The sequence below is a fragment of the Bradyrhizobium sp. AZCC 2289 genome, from assembly GCF_036924615.1.
In the GTDB taxonomy this organism is placed as follows: domain Bacteria; phylum Pseudomonadota; class Alphaproteobacteria; order Rhizobiales; family Xanthobacteraceae; genus Bradyrhizobium.
In genome coordinates, this window is record NZ_JAZHRY010000001.1 from 5,196,251 (window position 1) to 5,212,565 (window position 16,315).

Annotated in this window: 16 protein-coding genes; 14 read left to right on the plus strand and 2 right to left on the minus strand. The window is 64.1% G+C overall.

Annotated elements, in window-relative coordinates; genetic code table 11:
* Positions 1 to 5: 5 nt before the first annotated feature.
* On the minus strand, positions 6 to 1,064 hold the full coding sequence (locus V1289_RS24715; protein ID WP_334399613.1) for a polysaccharide deacetylase family protein: 1,059 nt from the start codon (positions 1,062 to 1,064) through the stop codon (positions 6 to 8).
* A 328-nt stretch (positions 1,065 to 1,392) separates the two neighbouring features.
* On the opposite strand from V1289_RS24715, the gene V1289_RS24720 reads away from it, so the two are divergent.
* The 11 genes from V1289_RS24720 to phoB all read left to right on the plus strand — a co-directional run bounded on the left by V1289_RS24720 (position 1,393) and on the right by phoB (position 11,836).
* The gene (locus tag V1289_RS24720; RefSeq protein WP_334399615.1) at positions 1,393 to 2,787 is read left to right on the plus strand and encodes an OmpA family protein; all 1,395 of its coding nucleotides are present in this window, start codon (positions 1,393 to 1,395) and stop codon (positions 2,785 to 2,787) included.
* Positions 2,788 to 2,789: 2 nt separating this feature from the next.
* Positions 2,790 to 3,086, plus strand: coding sequence for a hypothetical protein (locus tag V1289_RS24725; RefSeq protein WP_334399617.1), 297 nt, complete (start codon positions 2,790 to 2,792; stop codon positions 3,084 to 3,086).
* Positions 3,087 to 3,095: 9 nt separating this feature from the next.
* Positions 3,096 to 3,611, plus strand: a complete 516-nt coding sequence (locus V1289_RS24730) for a DinB family protein (RefSeq protein WP_442896070.1) — start codon at positions 3,096 to 3,098, stop codon at positions 3,609 to 3,611.
* A 250-nt stretch (positions 3,612 to 3,861) separates the two neighbouring features.
* Positions 3,862 to 4,917, plus strand: coding sequence for a lysylphosphatidylglycerol synthase domain-containing protein (locus tag V1289_RS24735; RefSeq protein WP_334399619.1), 1,056 nt, complete (start codon positions 3,862 to 3,864; stop codon positions 4,915 to 4,917).
* Between the two features lie 84 nt (positions 4,918 to 5,001).
* Positions 5,002 to 6,303 (plus strand): ATP-binding protein, encoded by a 1,302-nt coding sequence (locus tag V1289_RS24740; RefSeq protein ID WP_334399621.1) that lies wholly within the window; start codon positions 5,002 to 5,004, stop codon positions 6,301 to 6,303.
* A 140-nt stretch (positions 6,304 to 6,443) separates the two neighbouring features.
* Positions 6,444 to 7,454 (plus strand): phosphate ABC transporter substrate-binding protein PstS, encoded by a 1,011-nt coding sequence (gene pstS / locus V1289_RS24745; protein ID WP_334399623.1) that lies wholly within the window; start codon positions 6,444 to 6,446, stop codon positions 7,452 to 7,454.
* A gap of 235 nt (positions 7,455 to 7,689) precedes the next feature.
* On the plus strand, positions 7,690 to 8,679 hold the full coding sequence (gene pstC, locus V1289_RS24750) for a phosphate ABC transporter permease subunit PstC (protein ID WP_334407654.1): 990 nt from the start codon (positions 7,690 to 7,692) through the stop codon (positions 8,677 to 8,679).
* A 3-nt stretch (positions 8,680 to 8,682) separates the two neighbouring features.
* The gene (gene pstA / locus V1289_RS24755) at positions 8,683 to 9,528 is read left to right on the plus strand and encodes a phosphate ABC transporter permease PstA (RefSeq protein ID WP_334399625.1); all 846 of its coding nucleotides are present in this window, start codon (positions 8,683 to 8,685) and stop codon (positions 9,526 to 9,528) included.
* Positions 9,525 to 10,346 (plus strand): phosphate ABC transporter ATP-binding protein PstB, encoded by an 822-nt coding sequence (gene pstB, locus V1289_RS24760; RefSeq protein WP_309181464.1) that lies wholly within the window; start codon positions 9,525 to 9,527, stop codon positions 10,344 to 10,346. Before pstA ends, pstB begins: the two co-directional genes overlap by 4 nt.
* A gap of 11 nt (positions 10,347 to 10,357) precedes the next feature.
* Positions 10,358 to 11,074: a phosphate signaling complex protein PhoU gene (gene phoU, locus V1289_RS24765; RefSeq protein WP_309181465.1), complete on the plus strand. Its 717-nt coding sequence runs from the start codon at positions 10,358 to 10,360 to the stop codon at positions 11,072 to 11,074.
* Between the two features lie 60 nt (positions 11,075 to 11,134).
* Positions 11,135 to 11,836 carry a phosphate regulon transcriptional regulator PhoB gene (gene phoB, locus V1289_RS24770; RefSeq protein WP_074271485.1) on the plus strand — a complete coding sequence of 234 codons (702 nt, stop codon included), beginning with the start codon at positions 11,135 to 11,137 and terminating at the stop codon, positions 11,834 to 11,836.
* Positions 11,837 to 11,988: 152 nt separating this feature from the next.
* Here phoB and V1289_RS24775 read toward each other — a convergent pair whose 3' ends face one another.
* The gene (locus V1289_RS24775) at positions 11,989 to 12,498 is read right to left on the minus strand and encodes a GcrA family cell cycle regulator (protein WP_334399629.1); all 510 of its coding nucleotides are present in this window, start codon (positions 12,496 to 12,498) and stop codon (positions 11,989 to 11,991) included.
* A 479-nt stretch (positions 12,499 to 12,977) separates the two neighbouring features.
* On the opposite strand from V1289_RS24775, the gene V1289_RS24780 reads away from it, so the two are divergent.
* The 3 genes from V1289_RS24780 to V1289_RS24790 all read left to right on the plus strand — a co-directional run bounded on the left by V1289_RS24780 (position 12,978) and on the right by V1289_RS24790 (position 16,306).
* On the plus strand, positions 12,978 to 14,186 hold the full coding sequence (locus tag V1289_RS24780) for an aspartate aminotransferase family protein (protein ID WP_334399631.1): 1,209 nt from the start codon (positions 12,978 to 12,980) through the stop codon (positions 14,184 to 14,186).
* Positions 14,186 to 15,112 carry an ornithine carbamoyltransferase gene (argF, locus tag V1289_RS24785; RefSeq protein WP_334399633.1) on the plus strand — a complete coding sequence of 309 codons (927 nt, stop codon included), beginning with the start codon at positions 14,186 to 14,188 and terminating at the stop codon, positions 15,110 to 15,112. The genes V1289_RS24780 and argF overlap by 1 nt, the downstream gene beginning before the upstream one ends.
* 192 nt (positions 15,113 to 15,304) lie before the next feature.
* Positions 15,305 to 16,306 carry an Hsp33 family molecular chaperone gene (locus V1289_RS24790; protein WP_334399635.1) on the plus strand — a complete coding sequence of 334 codons (1,002 nt, stop codon included), beginning with the start codon at positions 15,305 to 15,307 and terminating at the stop codon, positions 16,304 to 16,306.
* Positions 16,307 to 16,315 lie beyond the last annotated feature (9 nt).

The following is a 16,315-nucleotide window of genomic DNA, read 5'->3' on the forward strand; positions in this document are numbered from 1 at the left end:
CTCGTCTACGCCGCGTCGATGCGGCGAAAGCCGTTCCACACCGCGGTCGCGGCGCCGGAGGTCAGGACCGGCAGGATGCGCGCGTCCTGATAATTGCCGTTGAGCGAGACCCGCTGCAGCGCGGTCAGGTACGCAGCACTTTCCGGGAAGATCATGCCCGGCCGTGTCGTCACCGCGGTCTTGAATCCGGATGCCCGCGTCAGTGCAAATTCGCGCCGGCCGGCGGCGATCCGGTCGCCGTAGGGATAGGCGAAATGAAGCACGGGCTTTTGCAGCGCCGCTTCGATCCGCGCGCGGCTGGTGTCGATCTCGCAAGCGGCGGTCGCCTCCGACTGCCGCGCCAGATTGCAATGCGTGATGGTATGCGCGCCGATGGTGACCAGTGGATCGTCGGCGAATGCCTTCAACTCCTCCCACGACATGCAGAGGTCGCGGGCGATCGTGGTCTCATCGACGCCGTGCCGCGCGCAGAGCGCGGAAATCTCGCGCTGCAAATCATGTTCTCCCGGCAACGCGCGCAGCCAGTCATGCAGCCGGTCGAACGCGGTCTGCTTGGCCGCCGGCGTCGAGGTATCGAAGCGGGTGATGGTCCCGCCGATCGGGGCCTCGATTGCAGTCGCCCCGGCGATCACCTTTTCCAGCGCCACCCACCACAGCCGGCCGCTGCCGTCGGCGAAATCGCTGGCGACATAGACGGTGAGGGGCGCGTCAAATTCACGCATCACCGGAAGCGCGAAGTCGCGGTTGTCACGATAGCCGTCGTCGAGGGTGAAACAGGCAAAGCGCCGCGCGAAATTCCGTTCGGAGAGCCGCTGATGCACTTCGTCCATGGTGACGATATCGATGTCGAGCTGACGAAGATGCGCCAGCATCGCGTGCAGGAACGCCGGCTCGACTTCGAGGTGACGGTTGGGCTGGAACTGGGCGCTGCCGCTGGGGCGGACGTGGTGCAGCATGAAAATCGCGCCGACGCCTGCGAAGATTGGTCGCAGCAGGTAATGCGCACCTGAGAAGTAAAGCGCTTCCAGCCCGGCGCGGATAACGGTGTTGCGGAGCGATTTCATCGGGCGCGGCTGGCCGGGTTGGAGTGCTCGCCGAAATTAGCGAAAGACCACTGAAGAAACGGTTAGCCGGATAGAATATCCGCACCCCTACCCCTTTGTGGTATTTCGGGTTTGACAGCCTCGCAAGGGTTTGTTTTCTCTCCGTTCCGGTGCCGCCGATTTGACGTTCCTGCACTGGTGCCGCGAATTCGCGTCAGGAACGTCAAATCGACAAGCGGCACTGGAATCATGGTTTTTGCTGGCGCCCCGTTTCCGAAGTTGGTGCCAGGGGATGCAGCGATAGCTGAAGAACTTCGGAAACGGGGCGCCAAGCCCCGCAGGACATCGAATGCACGGACTTTTCAGGTGGAGTAGCAAATGGTGGCCGGGTGTGATTCCGCTGGTCATCTTTTGGGCGATCGCCGCCTGGACCAGTACCGAACCGCTGGAGGCTGACCTCGCCCAGCGTTCGACTGCGGCGCTGAAGGATACCGTCCTCGACAAACGGAGGATATCGGTCGCCGGCCGCGACGTGACGTTTGCGGCCGACGCGTTCTCCGAAGACGGCCGTCAGAGTGCGGTGGCGTCGGTGGAAGCCGTGCCGGGCGTGCGGCTGGTCGAAGATGAAACCCGCTTGGTGCCCGAAGCCAAGCCGTTCGTCTGGTCGGCGGAACGCGACGTCGTCCGGGTGCGGCTCGGCGGCAGTTCGCCATTGCCGGCGAGCAAGGGCAAACTGGTGGAGGCGGCGCGCGCCAGTCTCGGCGGTGTCGAGGTCGTCGATCAGATGAATCTGTCGCGCGGCGCGCCGCCGCGTTTCGACAATGCCGCGTTGCTGCTGCTCGACCAGATCGGCAAACTGAAAGACGGCAAGATCATGCTGTCGGATACCAAGGTCAGCCTTTCCGGCATGGCGCGCGAGCTTGGCGGACGGGAAGCGATCGCGGCGGCGCTGAAAAATCTCCCCGAGGGTTACTCGGTCGCGGCCAACGACATCAAGGCGCCGCCCTACATCTTCCAGGCCTACAAGGATCCGGTCGCGGTGACGCTGACGCTGACCGGCTATGTGCCCGACAACAATGTCCATGCGGCGCTGGTGCAGGCGGCCGAACGCAAGTTCTTCAGCGAAAAGGTCGTCGACAATCTCAAGGCGAGCGTCGGCGCGCCCTCGGGTTTTGCCAACGCGGTGGTGCCCGCGCTCGGCGCATTGTCGCGGCTGTCGACCGGCACGCTTGTCGTCTCCGACCGCGAAGTGAAGCTGTCGGGCGACGCGCTTTACGAGGCGGCGGCCAACCAGATCCGCGCCGGTCTCGGCAAGGACTTTCCGCCGGGCTGGCAGTACAAGCCGGAAATCTCGGTCAAGCCGGCGGCGGCGCCGGTGGATGCGACCGTATGTCAGCAATTATTCGCCGAATTGCTAGGCCGGGGCAGGATACGGTTCGAATCCGGCAAGGCCGACATCGTGGCGGATTCGGCCGGCCTGCTCGACCGCCTGATCGAGACGGCCTTGCGCTGTCCGACGGCCAATATCGAGATCGCCGGACATACCGATACCGACGGCGAGGAAGCGTCCAACCGGACGCTGTCGGAAAAGCGCGCGCAGGCCGTGACCGATTATCTGGTCAAGGCGGGCCTGCCCGCGGACCGGTTCACCCCGGTCGGCTATGGCAGCACGCAACCGGTTGCCGGCAATGATACCGAAGAAGGCAAGGCGCAAAACCGCCGCATCGATTTCGTGGTGAGGTAGCGATGGTTTATCTGACGACATTCTACTGGGGCTGGCTCCTGGCGTCGCTGCTGCTCGGCCTGGCGATGGGCTGGATCTCGGTGGTCCAGCGCGGCCAGGGCGTCTCGAAAACGCTGGTGCGCTGGCTTGCGGTGCTGGCGGCGGCACTGGTTGCGGCAGCGTTCGCGCGAATCGTCCCCGGCCGCTTCGGCTACTGGCTCGACCTCGGCCTCGTGATGTTCGCGCTTTACCTATGTGGTTGCGCGGTCGGATCGTGGCTGCGCGACCGGGTGGTTTCGCGCAGCGCGCCCGCGGGCTGAGATCTGGCCATGACCCTGACCGCCCATTATCGAATGCTCGGGCATTACAACGCCTGGGCCAACGCGCGGCTGTACGACGCCGCGGCGCGGCTCAGCGCCGAGCAATATCGCGCCGATCGCGGCGCGTTCTTCAAATCGGTGCACGGCACGCTCAATCATCTCCTGGCGACCGACCGGATCTGGATGCAGCGCTTCACCGGCGAGGGCGACGCGCCGGACCGGCTGGATGCGATCCTGTTCGGCACGCTCGCCGAACTTCGCCCCGCGCGCGAGGCCGAGGACCGGCGCATCATCGATTTCGTCGACCAGCTGGACGATGCCCGCATTGCCGGCACAATCAGGTACCGCCGCGTCTCGACGCCGGAAGTGTTCGAGCAGCCGCTGGGGCCGGCGCTCGCGCATTGGTTCAACCACCAGACACACCACCGCGGCCAGGTCCACGCGCTACTGACCGGTCTGGCCGGCCACGCGCCGGAACTCGATCTGTTGATCTACCAGCGACTTTCGGCGAAATCCGCCGCCTGACGGTGCGCCCTGCCCGCTCATAGCCGGTGGCTCCGGTGTTTTACGATCTTGTTCAGGGCGCCGGAATGCAGCAAAACTGTGCAGTCGCTGTCACGAATTCCGCCTAATATGTTGAAGAAGCGTGTTTTATTTGTCGTCAGGCGAATTCCACTCCGGCTCAAAACGCGCTACCAGAGGGGGCAGGGAGCAGCGTAGCGTCGGCGGGGTCCGCCCGGCAGCCGTCGTCGCGAGATCGCCATTCGAGGTCTAGATGCTGGAAGCAATACGCAGAGCGGTCTCGTTTCTGCGCCAGAAGCAAATCCTGCACAAGCTGGGGGTTGTGGTCAGCATCACGGTCATCGCCATCGCGTGCTATGTGCTCTACCACATGCTCCGCGGTATCGACTCCAATGAGGTGATCGAGGCCATCAAGTCGACCGAGCCGCGCCAGATCTGGCTGGCGGCGCTGTTTGTCGCGGCGGGCTATTTCACCCTGACATTCTATGACTGGTTCGCGGTTCGTGCCATCGGCCACGGCAACATTCCCTACCGCACCAACGCGCTCGCCGCCTTCACCTCCTATTCGATCGGGCACAATGTCGGCGCCAGCGTATTCACCGGCGGCGCGGTGCGCTACCGGATCTATTCGGCCTGGGGACTGAACGCGATCGATGTCGCCAAGATATGCTTCCTGGCCGGGCTGACCTTCTGGCTCGGCAATGCCGCAGTATTGGGAATGGGCATCGCCTATCACCCGGAGGCCGCAGCCTCCATCGATCAGCTGCCGGCCTGGCTCAACCGCGTGGTGGCGTTCGCGATCATCGTGGCGCTGGTGGCCTATGTGGTCTGGGTCTGGACCCAGCCCCGCCGGGTCGGCCGCGGGCCATGGACGGTGACGTTGCCGGGCGGCCCGCTGACGCTGCTGCAGATCGCCATCGGCATCGTCGATCTCGGGTTCTGCGCGCTGGCGATGTATGTGCTGGTGCCGGACGAGCCCAATCTCGGCTTTGTCGTCGTCGCTGTGATTTTCGTTTCGGCGACCCTGTTGGGCTTCGCCAGCCATTCGCCCGGCGGGCTCGGGGTGTTCGACGCCGCCATGCTGGTCGGCCTCTGGCAGATGGACCGCGAGGACCTGCTGGCCGGGATGCTTTTGTTCCGCGTGCTCTATTATATTGCGCCGTTCGTCATATCTGTAATCTTGCTGACGTTTCGGGAAGTTATCCTCGGCGCACGACTCAAGCGCCTGCGCCAGTTGACGCCGGGCCCCGACGCCCAGCCGCCACGTGAGGCCGTCTATGTGCGCGAGCGTGGAGACACCGGCGCCTGACAAGCGGTCCAAAGCGTTTTTGCGCGAGGTGGGCCCCGGTTCGCGTGAAGCAAGCGTGTCAGAAATGACGGGAAGTAAGGCTCGATGGCGATAGACGATTCCGCTTCTACTTCCTTCTTTGCGCCGTGGCCGGACCGGCTGCGGCACTCTGCCATTATCCTGCTCGCGGCGGGGCTCGCCCTTGCCGTGCTGGTCGCCTTCGGTGAATTGTCGCTGGTTCGCGCCGCCGCGGTTCTCGTCTGCATCGCCGCCGCCGCGCTGGTGCCATGGCGGCTGCATGATGCGGCCACCTCGCGCGAGGATGTCCGCGGCGTCAATCCGGTCGAGGCCGCCGCGGTCAGCGCGGTCGTGGCAGGCATGCCGGATCCGGCGGTGCTGCTCGACCGCGCCGGCCGCGTCATCCATCTCAATGCAGCCGCTGCCCAACTCGCGCCGGCGCTGCGCCGCAACGAGCTTGCCCAGTTCGCGTTGCGCTCGCCCGAGATCATCACTGCGCTGCGCGAGGCGATCGCGACCACCGAACCGCGTCGCGCGACCTATCTCGACCACGTGCCGGTCGATCGCTGGATGGAATTGATCGTCACGCCGGTGCCGGTGCCCACCCTGTTCGGCGGCACCGAAAAGTGCATGCTGATGACGTTCCACGACCAGACGCCGCTGCGCCGGGTCGAGGAAATGCGCGCCGACTTCGTCGCCAATGCCAGTCACGAATTGCGCACGCCGCTGGCGGCGCTGTCGGGTTTCATCGATACGCTGCAGGGGCCGGCCAAGGACGATGCGCGGGCGCGCGAGCGCTTTCTCGGCATCATGCATACCCAGGCGACGCGAATGGCGCGGCTGATCGACGATCTGCTGTCGCTGTCGCGGGTCGAACTGTCAGCCCATGTCCGTCCCGACACCTCGATCGATATCGTGCCGATCATCCGCCAGGTCGCCGACGGGCTGGAACCGCTGGCGCGCGAGCGTCAGGTCCTAATCGAGATCGATCTGCCGGAGACGCCGGTGACGATCGCGGGCGACCGCGAGGAACTGCTGCGGCTGTTCGAGAACCTGATCGAGAACGCGCTCAAATATGGCGCGTCCGGCGGCAAGGTGATCGTCTCCCTGGTCCAGGCGGCGTCCACCGACGGCACCCCGGAAATTCGCGTGCTGGTGCGCGATTTCGGCCCCGGCATCGCGCCGGAACATCTGCCGCGGCTGACCGAACGCTTCTACCGGGTGGACGTCGGCGACAGCCGTGCCCAGGGTGGAACCGGGCTCGGATTATCGCTGGTGAAACATATTCTTAACCGTCATCGCGGCCGGCTTTTGATCGAAAGCGTGCCCAAAAACGGTGCGACTTTTACCGCCTGTTTTCCCCAGGCAAAACCTCCGACAGTGGCCTAAAGCCAAGCGATTTCAATCGCTTAAGACTGTCATCCAACTGTCATCGAACCTTCGTAAAAGCTCTATCGACCGCTCCTAAACGGACCGGCGTGAGCGCGCTCGGGCGCGGATGGCGCTTCGCTCACCAATGGAGACCAACCATGAATTTCCTCAAGACAATCGTCGCTGTCGGCTTGGTCGCCGCTTCGACGTCGGCATTCGCCGCCGATATCACTGGCGCGGGCGCGACGTTCCCGTTCCCGATCTATTCGAAATGGGCCGACGCCTACAAAAAGGAGACCGGCAACGGTCTGAACTATCAGTCGATCGGCTCCGGCGGCGGCATCAAGCAGATCCAGGCCAAGACCGTGACGTTCGGCGCCACCGACATGCCGCTGAAGGTCGAGCAGCTCGACAAGGATGGCCTCGTTCAGTGGCCGATGGTCATGGGCGCGATCGTCCCCGTGGTCAATCTCGAGGGCGTGAAGCCCGGCGAGATGGTTTTCGACGGCGAAACGCTTGCCAATATCTATCTCGGCAAGATCACCAAATGGAATGATCCGGCGATTGCCAAGCTCAATCCGAAGCTGAAGCTGCCCTCGGACGCCATCACCGTGGTGCGCCGCTCCGATGGTTCGGGAACCACCTTCAACTTCACCGACTATCTCTCGAAGGTGAGCGCGGACTGGAAGACCAAGGTTGGCTCCGGCACTGCGGTTGAATGGCCGACCGGCGTCGGCGCCAAGGGCAACGAAGGCGTGTCCGGCAATATCGGCCAGACCAAGAACTCGATCGGTTATGTCGAGTACGCCTATGCCAAGCAGAACAAGCTGACCTACACCGCGATGGTCAACAAGGCCGGCAAGACCGTGCAGCCGACCGTCGAGGCCTTCCAGGCGGCCGCCTCCAACGCCGACTGGGCGAAGGCTCCCGGCTATTACGTGATCCTCACCGATCAGCCCGGCGAGAAGTCGTGGCCGGTCACCGCCTCGACCTTCATCCTGATGCACAAGGATGCGACCGACAAGGCAGCCTCCCAGGAAGCCATCAAGTTCTTCAAATGGTCGTTCGAGAAGGGCGGCAAGATGGCCGAAGAGCTCGACTACATCCCGATGCCGGAATCGGTCGTCAAGCTGATCGAAAAGACCTGGTCGGCCGACATCAAGAGCTGAGACTGGTCTGCAACGAATCTCGCGCCCCGTCATTCCGGGGCGCGAGTGCAACGAGCGAACCCGGAATCCAGGGATTCCCCGATGCGCAATTGCGCATCTGAGGTCTGGTCCTCCGGGCCGTCTACGATGTGCAATCGCACATCGGAGAATGACGCCGGTAAATCCTGAGTAAAATCGCTTCGGGGCGTGGCGATTTGAGTGGCTTTGAACTAGACAGGGGATTGGCGTGGCGGACATGGCCGTTCAGAGCGACGTAATGGAAGCTGCCGGACCTTACGATCGTGCCAGGGCACTCAGCGCTTTCAAGCTCGGTGACGTCACCTTCTACTGGATCACCCGCGGCTGCGCGATCTCGGTACTGCTCATTCTCGGCGGCATCATTCTTTCGCTGATCGTCGGCGCCTTTCCGGCGATGAGGGAATACGGCTTTGCGTTCCTGTGGACGCAGCGCTGGGCGCCGTCCGCCGATCCGCCGGTGCTCGGCGCGCTCGGCCCGATGTACGGCACGCTGGTCACGTCCGGGATCGCGATGTTGATCGCCATTCCGGTCGGTCTCGGCATTGCGATCTTCCTGACCGAGATCTGTCCGCTGTGGCTGCGCCGTCCGATTGGCCTGGCCATCGAATTGCTCGCCGGCATTCCCTCGATCATCTACGGCATGTGGGGCTTCTTCGTGCTCGGGCCGTTCCTCGCCAACACGTTCCAGCCGTTCATGATCAACATTTTCGACGGCGTCCCGGTGCTCGGTGCGGTCTTCGCGGGTCCCCCGTCCTATCTCAGCCTGTTCAACGCCGCGCTCATTCTCGCGATCATGGTGCTGCCCTTCATCACCTCGATCTCGGTCGACGTCTTCAAGACGGTGCCGCCGGTGCTGAAGGAAGCCGCCTATGGCGTCGGCTGCACCACCTGGGAAGTGGTCCGCAACGTGGTCATTCCCTACACCCGCGTCGGCGTCATCGGCGGCATCATGCTGGCGCTCGGCCGCGCGCTCGGCGAAACCATGGCGGTGACCTTCATCATCGGCAATTCGTTCCGCATCTCGGGCTCGATCTTCGCGCCGGGCACCACGATCTCGGCGGCGATCGCCTCCGAATTCGCCGAAAGCGACGGCCTGCACCAGTCGGGCCTGATCCTGCTCGGGCTGTTGCTGTTCGTCTTGACCTTCTTCGTTCTCGCCGCCGCCCGGCTGATGCTGATGCGGCTGGAAAAGAAGGCGGGGAATTAGGCCATGAACCCGATTTACGCCTCACGCCGCCGCTACGACATCGTCATCCGCGCGCTGTGCGTCGGCGCCGCCTTGTTCGGCGTGACGTGGCTGGCGCTGATATTGTTCACGCTGCTCTACAACGGCCTCGCCGGCATCAATCTCGCCGTGTTCACCCAGGATACGCCGCCGCCAGGATCGACCGACGGCGGCCTGCGCAACGCCATCACAGGCTCGATCATCATGACCGTGATCGGCGTCGGTTTCGGGGCGCCGCTGGGTCTTTTCGCCGGCACCTATCTCGCCGAATACGGCCGGAACGATCGCCTGACCTCGGTGATCCGCTTCATCAATGACATCCTGCTCAGCGCGCCGTCGATCATCATCGGCCTGTTCGTCTACGGCGCCGTCGTGGTGCCGATGGGCGGGTTTTCGGCCTTTGCCGGCTGCCTCGCGCTGGCCGTGATCGTGATCCCCGTCGTGGTGCGCACCACCGAGGACATGCTGGTGCTGGTGCCCAATCCGCTGCGCGAAGCGGCGTCCGCGCTCGGCCTGCCGCGCTCGCTCGTGATCAAGCGCATCGCCTATCGCGCCGCGCGGTCGGGCCTGATCACCGGTGTGCTGCTGGCGACCGCGCGCGTCGCCGGTGAAACCGCGCCGCTGTTGTTCACCGCACTGTCCAACCAGTTCTTCAGCCTCAACCTGACCAAGACGATGGCGAACCTGCCGGTCACCATCAACAATTTCGTGCAAAGCCCCTACGCCTACTGGAAGCAGCTGGCCTGGAGCGGGGCCTTGCTCATCACCTTGACCGTGCTCGCGCTGAACATTGGCGCGCGCATCCTGGGCGCCGAGAGGACCGCAAAATGAACGATCTTTCTGTATCGGTGAGCAGCGCGAGCGGATCCGTTCCCCCGGTGGCGTTGCCGGACGCGCCGGCCAAGGTCACCGCGCGGGGCCTGAATTTTTACTACGGCGAGCACCACGCGCTGAAGAACATCAACCTCGCGCTCGGCACCCACCGCGTCACCGCCTTCATCGGGCCGTCCGGCTGCGGCAAATCGACCCTGCTGCGGATCTTCAACCGGATGTACGATCTCTATCCCGGCCAGCGTGCGACCGGCCAATTGATGCTCGACCAGACCAACATCCTGGACCCCAAGCTCGATCTCAATTTGCTGCGGGCCCGGGTCGGCATGGTGTTCCAGAAGCCGACGCCGTTTCCGATGACGATCTATGAGAACATCGCCTTCGGTATCCGCCTCTACGAGAAGATCTCCAAATCCGAGATGGACGGCCGGGTCGAAAAGGCGTTGCGTGGCGGCGCGCTGTGGAATGAGGTCAAGGACAAGCTGAACGCCTCGGGCCTCTCGCTCTCCGGCGGCCAGCAGCAGCGACTCTGCATCGCCCGCACCGTGGCGGTGCGGCCCGAGGTGATCCTGTTCGACGAGCCCTGCTCGGCGCTGGACCCGATCTCGACCGCCAAGGTGGAGGAATTGATCCAGGAACTGGCGGAGGACTACACCATCGCCATCGTTACCCATAATATGCAGCAGGCGGCGCGCGTCTCGGACAAGACCGCCTTCATGTATCTTGGTGAGTTGATCGAGTTCGACGACACCAACAAGATTTTCACCTCGCCGAGCGATCGACGCACCCAGGACTACATCACCGGCCGGTTCGGTTGAGGAGATAACACATGGCTTCTGAACATACCGCCAAGGCGTTCGACAGCGATCTGCAGGAATTGACCCGGCTAGTCGCCGAGATGGGCGGCCTCACCGAACGCATGATCACCGAATCCGTCGATGCGCTGGTGCGCCGCGATATAGCACTCGGCAAGCGCGTGGTCGCCGCCGATGCCGAAATCGACAATCTGCAGCACATGATCGAGGAGCGCGCGGTGCTGACGATCGCGCGGCGCCAGCCGATGGCGATTGATCTCCGCGAAATCGTCGGCGCGATGCGGGTGGCCACCGATCTGGAGCGGATCGGCGACCTCGCCAAGAACATGGGCAAGCGGGTCGCGGCGCTGGAGAACGATTTTCATCCGCTGAAACTGATCCGCGGCCTCGAGCACATGACCGACCTGGTGCAGTCGCAGGTCAAGTCGGTGCTCGATGCCTATGCGGCGCACGACCTGCCGGCGGCGATGGCGGTGTGGAAGGGCGACGAGGAAGTCGACGCCATCTGCACCTCGCTGTTCCGCGAACTCCTGACCTACATGATGGAAGATCCGCGCAACATCTCGTTCTGTATCCACCTGATGTTCTGCGCCAAGAACATCGAACGGATCGGCGACCACGCCACCAATATCGCCGAAACCGTGTTCTACATGATCGAGGGCCAGCAGATCATGGACAAGCGGCCGAAGGGCGACATGACGACGTTCGCCACGACGGTACCCGGAAACTAGAGACGTAGCGTTTCGCGTGAAGAAAACGCGGCAAAATAAGACGAAGAGAGGCTTACACTGATGAGCGCCCGCATTCTGGTGGTCGAAGACGAGGAAGCGCTGACGACGCTGCTGCGCTACAACCTCGATGCCGAAGGCTACGATGTCGAAACCGTCGGCCGTGGTGACGACGCCGACACACGGCTGAAGGAGCGCGTTCCCGATCTGATCGTGCTCGACTGGATGCTGCCGGGACTGTCCGGCATCGAGCTGTGCCGCCGCCTGCGCGCGCGGCCCGAGACCAAGCAGCTGCCGATCATCATGCTGACCGCGCGCGGCGAGGAAAGCGAGCGGGTGCGGGGGTTGGCGACCGGCGCCGACGATTACATCGTAAAACCCTTTTCGGTGCCGGAACTGCTGGCGCGAGTGAAAGGCCTGTTGCGCCGGGCGAGCCCGGAGCGGCTCGCCACCGTGCTGACCTATGGCGACATCGAACTCGATCGCGAGAAGCGCCGGGTCGCGCGCTCGGGCCGTCCGATCGATCTCGGCCCGACCGAGTATCGCCTGCTGGAGTTCTTCCTCGAGCATCCCGGCCGTGTCTTCAGCCGCGAGCAGCTGCTCGACAGCGTCTGGGGCCGCGACATCTATATCGACGAGCGCACCGTCGACGTGCATATCGGCCGCCTGCGCAAACTGCTCAACCCCGGCCGCGAGCAGGACCCGATCCGCACCGTCCGCGGCGCCGGCTACGCGCTGGACGATCGCTTTGCCAAGGTGGAGTGAAAACACTCCACTGTCGTCCCCGCGATGGCGGGGACCCATAACCACGAATCTTGATTGTTGAAATGCGCTGGGGCTCCAGCAAGTCGTAACCACTCACATCGGTGGTTATGGGTCCCCGCCTTCGCGGGGACGACACCGGAGAGTGCGCAGCCTTACCTGGTCGGCTTCGGCGCCGGGCGGCGGCGATCGGAAGCCGGCTGATAGGCGACGCGCGAGTGGTGCGCGCAATAGGGCAGGCTGGCGAGCGCCTTGCCGCCGCAGAAGAAGAAGTCGTTGCTCGAGGGATCGCCGATCGGCCAGTGGCAGGTGGCCTCGTTGAGCTCGAGCAGCGACAGCCGCTGGCTCATCGGCACCACATTGTCGTAGGCGACCGGATCGGGCTCCATCTCCACGTCAAAGGCATGGGCCAGCGCGGTGTTGCCGCGCGACACCGGCCGCGAAACCCGCATCATCTGCTGGGCTGGGCGGGCCTTGCGCTGCCGCGGGGCGGCCGAGGAGGGGCTCTTGGCGCGGCCGGAAAGCCCCAGCCGGTGCACTTTGCCGATCACCGCATTTCGCGTCACATTTCCGAGTTCCGCGGCGATCTGGCTGGCCGAAAGGCCGGACTCCCAGAGTTTTTTCAGTTGCTCGACGCGATCGTCGGACCAGGTCAATACTGTCATCGCATTCTTCCCTTCGCGTCGCGCCGGCCAACCTGGGGCAGCGCTGGCGATGCCAATCGTCTCAAATATCCCTGCGGGCAGAATCCCTTAGCCCTCGCCGGGCGCAGAAAGCGCGCCCGAACGTTTACGCAGAACACTGGGACTTCAGAGGATCAGATCCGCCGCACGAGATGTCGTACCCGACAGCTCAGACGCTACAATATGGCGTGACTCTGGCGCAAGAGTCCCCGTCGGGGCGTCCACATGTTCCGACATCTAGGCATTGCAATTGGGTTTTTCCACTCCCCCGGAATGTTACGGATTGCTTTCTTCTTGCACTGCAGGAAGGCACGTCTCGTGGCGTGTTGACAGTTACCGCCGCCAGCATAGAATGTTTGCCACGTGCCGCCCGAAAAGGCGGCACGTTTTGTTTTCGGAAGACGGGCTGCTGCCGCGCCCCTGCAGGCATCGTGACTGTCTCATAACCATCAGTGATTGCCATGACCAAGAGCGCCACGTCGCATCTGCTTCCCGTCTTCGCCAGGGTCGATCTTGGCTTCGAGCGCGGCGAAGGCGCGTGGCTGATCGCAACCAATGGCGAGCGCTATCTCGACTTCACCTCCGGCGTCGCGGTGAACGCGCTCGGTCATTGCCATCCGTATCTGGTCGCGGCCCTGCAGGAGCAGGCGACGAAACTCTGGCACATGTCGAACCTGTTCAAATCGCCCGACGGCGACAAGCTCGCGGCACGGCTGTGCGAGCAGAGTTTTGCGGATTTCGTATTCTTCTGTAATTCCGGCGCCGAAGCGATGGAATGCGCGATCAAGGTCGCGCGCCGCTATCACGCCGCAAAAGGCCATCCCGAGCGCTACCGCCTCGTCACCTTCGAGGGCGCGTTCCACGGCCGTACGCTCGGCACGCTGGCTGCGACCGGCTCGGCCAAATATCTCGAAGGCTTTGGTCCGCCGCTGGACGGTTTCGACCAGGTCCCGCACGGCGATCTCGAAGCCGTGAAAAAGGCGATCGGCCCAAACACCGCCGGCATCCTGATCGAGCCGGTGCAGGGCGAGGGCGGTGTGCGCACCGCGCCGCACGCGTTCTTCAAGGCGCTGCGTCAGCTCTGCGACGACAAGGGCCTGCTTTTGGTATTCGACGAGGTGCAGACCGGCATGGGCCGCACCGGCGATCTCTTTGCCTATAAGCGCCTCGGCGTCACGCCGGATGTGATGTCGCTGGCGAAGGCGCTCGGCGGCGGTTTTCCGATCGGCGCGTGCCTTGCGACTGCGGAAGCCGCGTCCGGCATGACGCCGGGCTCGCACGGCTCGACCTTCGGCGGCAACCCGCTGGCGGTCGCGGCCGCCAACGCGGTGCTCGACGTGATGCTGAAGCCCGGCTTCTTCGACCATGTGCAGAAGATGTCGCTGCTGTTGAAACAGAAGCTGGCCTCGGTGGTCGATCGCTATCCCCAAGTGCTGTCGGAAGTGCGCGGCGAAGGCCTTTTGGTCGGCGTCAAGGCCGTGGTGCCGTCGGGCGATCTCGTCAATGCGTTGCGCGACCAGAAGCTGCTGACCGTCGGCGCCGGCGACAATGTGGTGCGCTTCCTGGCGCCCCTGATCGTCTCCGAGTCCGAGATCGCGGAATCCGTCGCCAGCCTCGAGCGCGCCTGCATGGCGCTATCCGGCGGCCAGTTGAAGAAGGCGGCGGGGTGATGAGCAAGGCCGTCCGTCACTTCCTCGATATCAACGAGCTGCCGCTCAAGGAGTTGCAGAACATGCTGGCCGCCAGCGCCGCCATGAAGGCGAAGCTGAAAGCGCATGAGAAGCCCAACAAGCCGCTCGAAGGCAAGACGCTGGCGATGATCTTCGAACGGCCCTCGACACGGACGCGGGTGTCGTTCGACGTCGGCATGCGCCAGCTCGGCGGCGAGTCCATCATGCTGACCGGCACCGAAATGCAGCTCGGCCGCGGCGAGACCATCGCCGATACCGCGCGCGTGCTGTCGCGTTATGTCGATGCGATCATGATCCGCATCCTCAATCACGACGCGCTGCTGGAGCTCGCCGCGCACGCCACCGTGCCCGTGATCAACGGGCTGACGCGGCGCTCGCATCCCTGCCAGGTGATGGCGGACCTGATGACCTTCGAGGAGCATCGCGGGCCGATCAAGGGCCGCACCGTGGCCTGGACCGGCGACGACAACAACGTGCTGGCGTCATGGGCGCATGCGGCCGAGCGCTTCAAGTTCAATCTGAACGTCGCCACCCCGCCGCAGCTCGCGCCGAACAAGGCGATGAAGGACTGGATCAAGGCAACGCAAGCCTCGATCGTGCTCGGCAACGATCCGGAAGCCGCCGTGCGCGGCGCCGATTGCGTCGTCACCGACACCTGGGTGTCGATGGGCGACAAGGACGGCGAGCACCGCCACAATGTGCTGAAACCCTATCAGGTGAATGCAAAGCTGATGTCGCTGGCCAATAAGGACGCGCTGTTCATGCACTGCCTGCCCGCCCATCGCGGCGAGGAGGTCACCGACGAGGTGATCGACGGCCCGCAGTCGGTCGTGTTCGACGAGGCCGAAAACCGCCTGCATGCGCAAAAGGGCATTCTGGCCTGGTGCTTTGACGCGGTGGCGTAGCGGCGTTCGGACCGGATCTTGCAACGTCGTCGTCCCGGCGAACGCCGGGACCCATACCGCGTGATCTCACGTTCTCGCGATGTGGCAGACGCCCTTCGTAACGACAACCGCCGGTGGTTATGGGTCCCGGCGTTCGCCGGGACGACGGTAACCCCCTTTCGATTTCCGTCTTCCGACCCCAGATAAAGCGCCATGGATTCACAATCAGACACCAAAATCACGGCCGAGGCGCCCATTCGGGCGCCTTCGTCGGTTCCCGTCGACGACGCGGTGCTGCCCTTCGAGGTCGATGCGCTCGATCTGCGTGGACGGCTGACCCGGCTTGGCCCCGCGCTCGACGACATCCTGACCAAGCACGATTATCCGCCGGCCGTTTGCAAGCTGCTCGGGGAAGCGATCGTGCTGACGACCTTGCTCGGCTCGTCGCTGAAATTCGACGGCCGCTTCATCCTGCAGACGCAGACCGATGGGCCGGTGTCGTTTTTGATCGTGGATTTCCAGGCCCCGGATCGCCTGCGCGCCTATGCGCGCTACGACGCCACGCGGCTGAAGGAGGGGCTTAGTTCCGGCCAGCTGCTCGGCAAGGGCCATCTTGCCATGACCATCGATCAGGGTCCGGACATGAGCCGCTATCAGGGGCTGGTGGCGCTCGACGGCGACAGCCTCGAGGACGCCGCGCATGAATATTTTCTGCGCTCGGAACAGATTCCGACCAGGGTGCGCCTTGCGGTCGGCGAGGAATGGCGCGGCGGCGGCGACGGCCCGAAGCACCGCTGGCGCGCCGGCGGCATTTTGCTGCAATTTTTGCCGAAGGCGCCGGAGCGCGCGCGGCAGGCCGATCTGCATCCCGGCAACGCCCCGGAAGGCGCGGCCACGCATGAGGTCAAGGAAGATGACGCCTGGGTCGAGGGCCAGTCGCTGATCGCAACCGTCGAGGACGTCGAGCTGATCGATCCCGATCTGTCGGGCGAGCGCTTGCTGTATCGCCTGTTCCACGAACGCGGCGTCCGCGTCTTCGCGCCTCTGCCGTTACGCGCGCAATGCTCCTGCTCGCGCGACGCGGTGTCGTCGATGCTGAAAAGTTTTGCCCCACAGGACCGCGCCGACATGGTCAAGGACGGCAAGGTGGTGGTGACCTGCGAGTTCTGCAGTTCGGTGTATCAGTTCACGCCGCATGAGGCGGGGGTGGAGTAGGGCGGCATA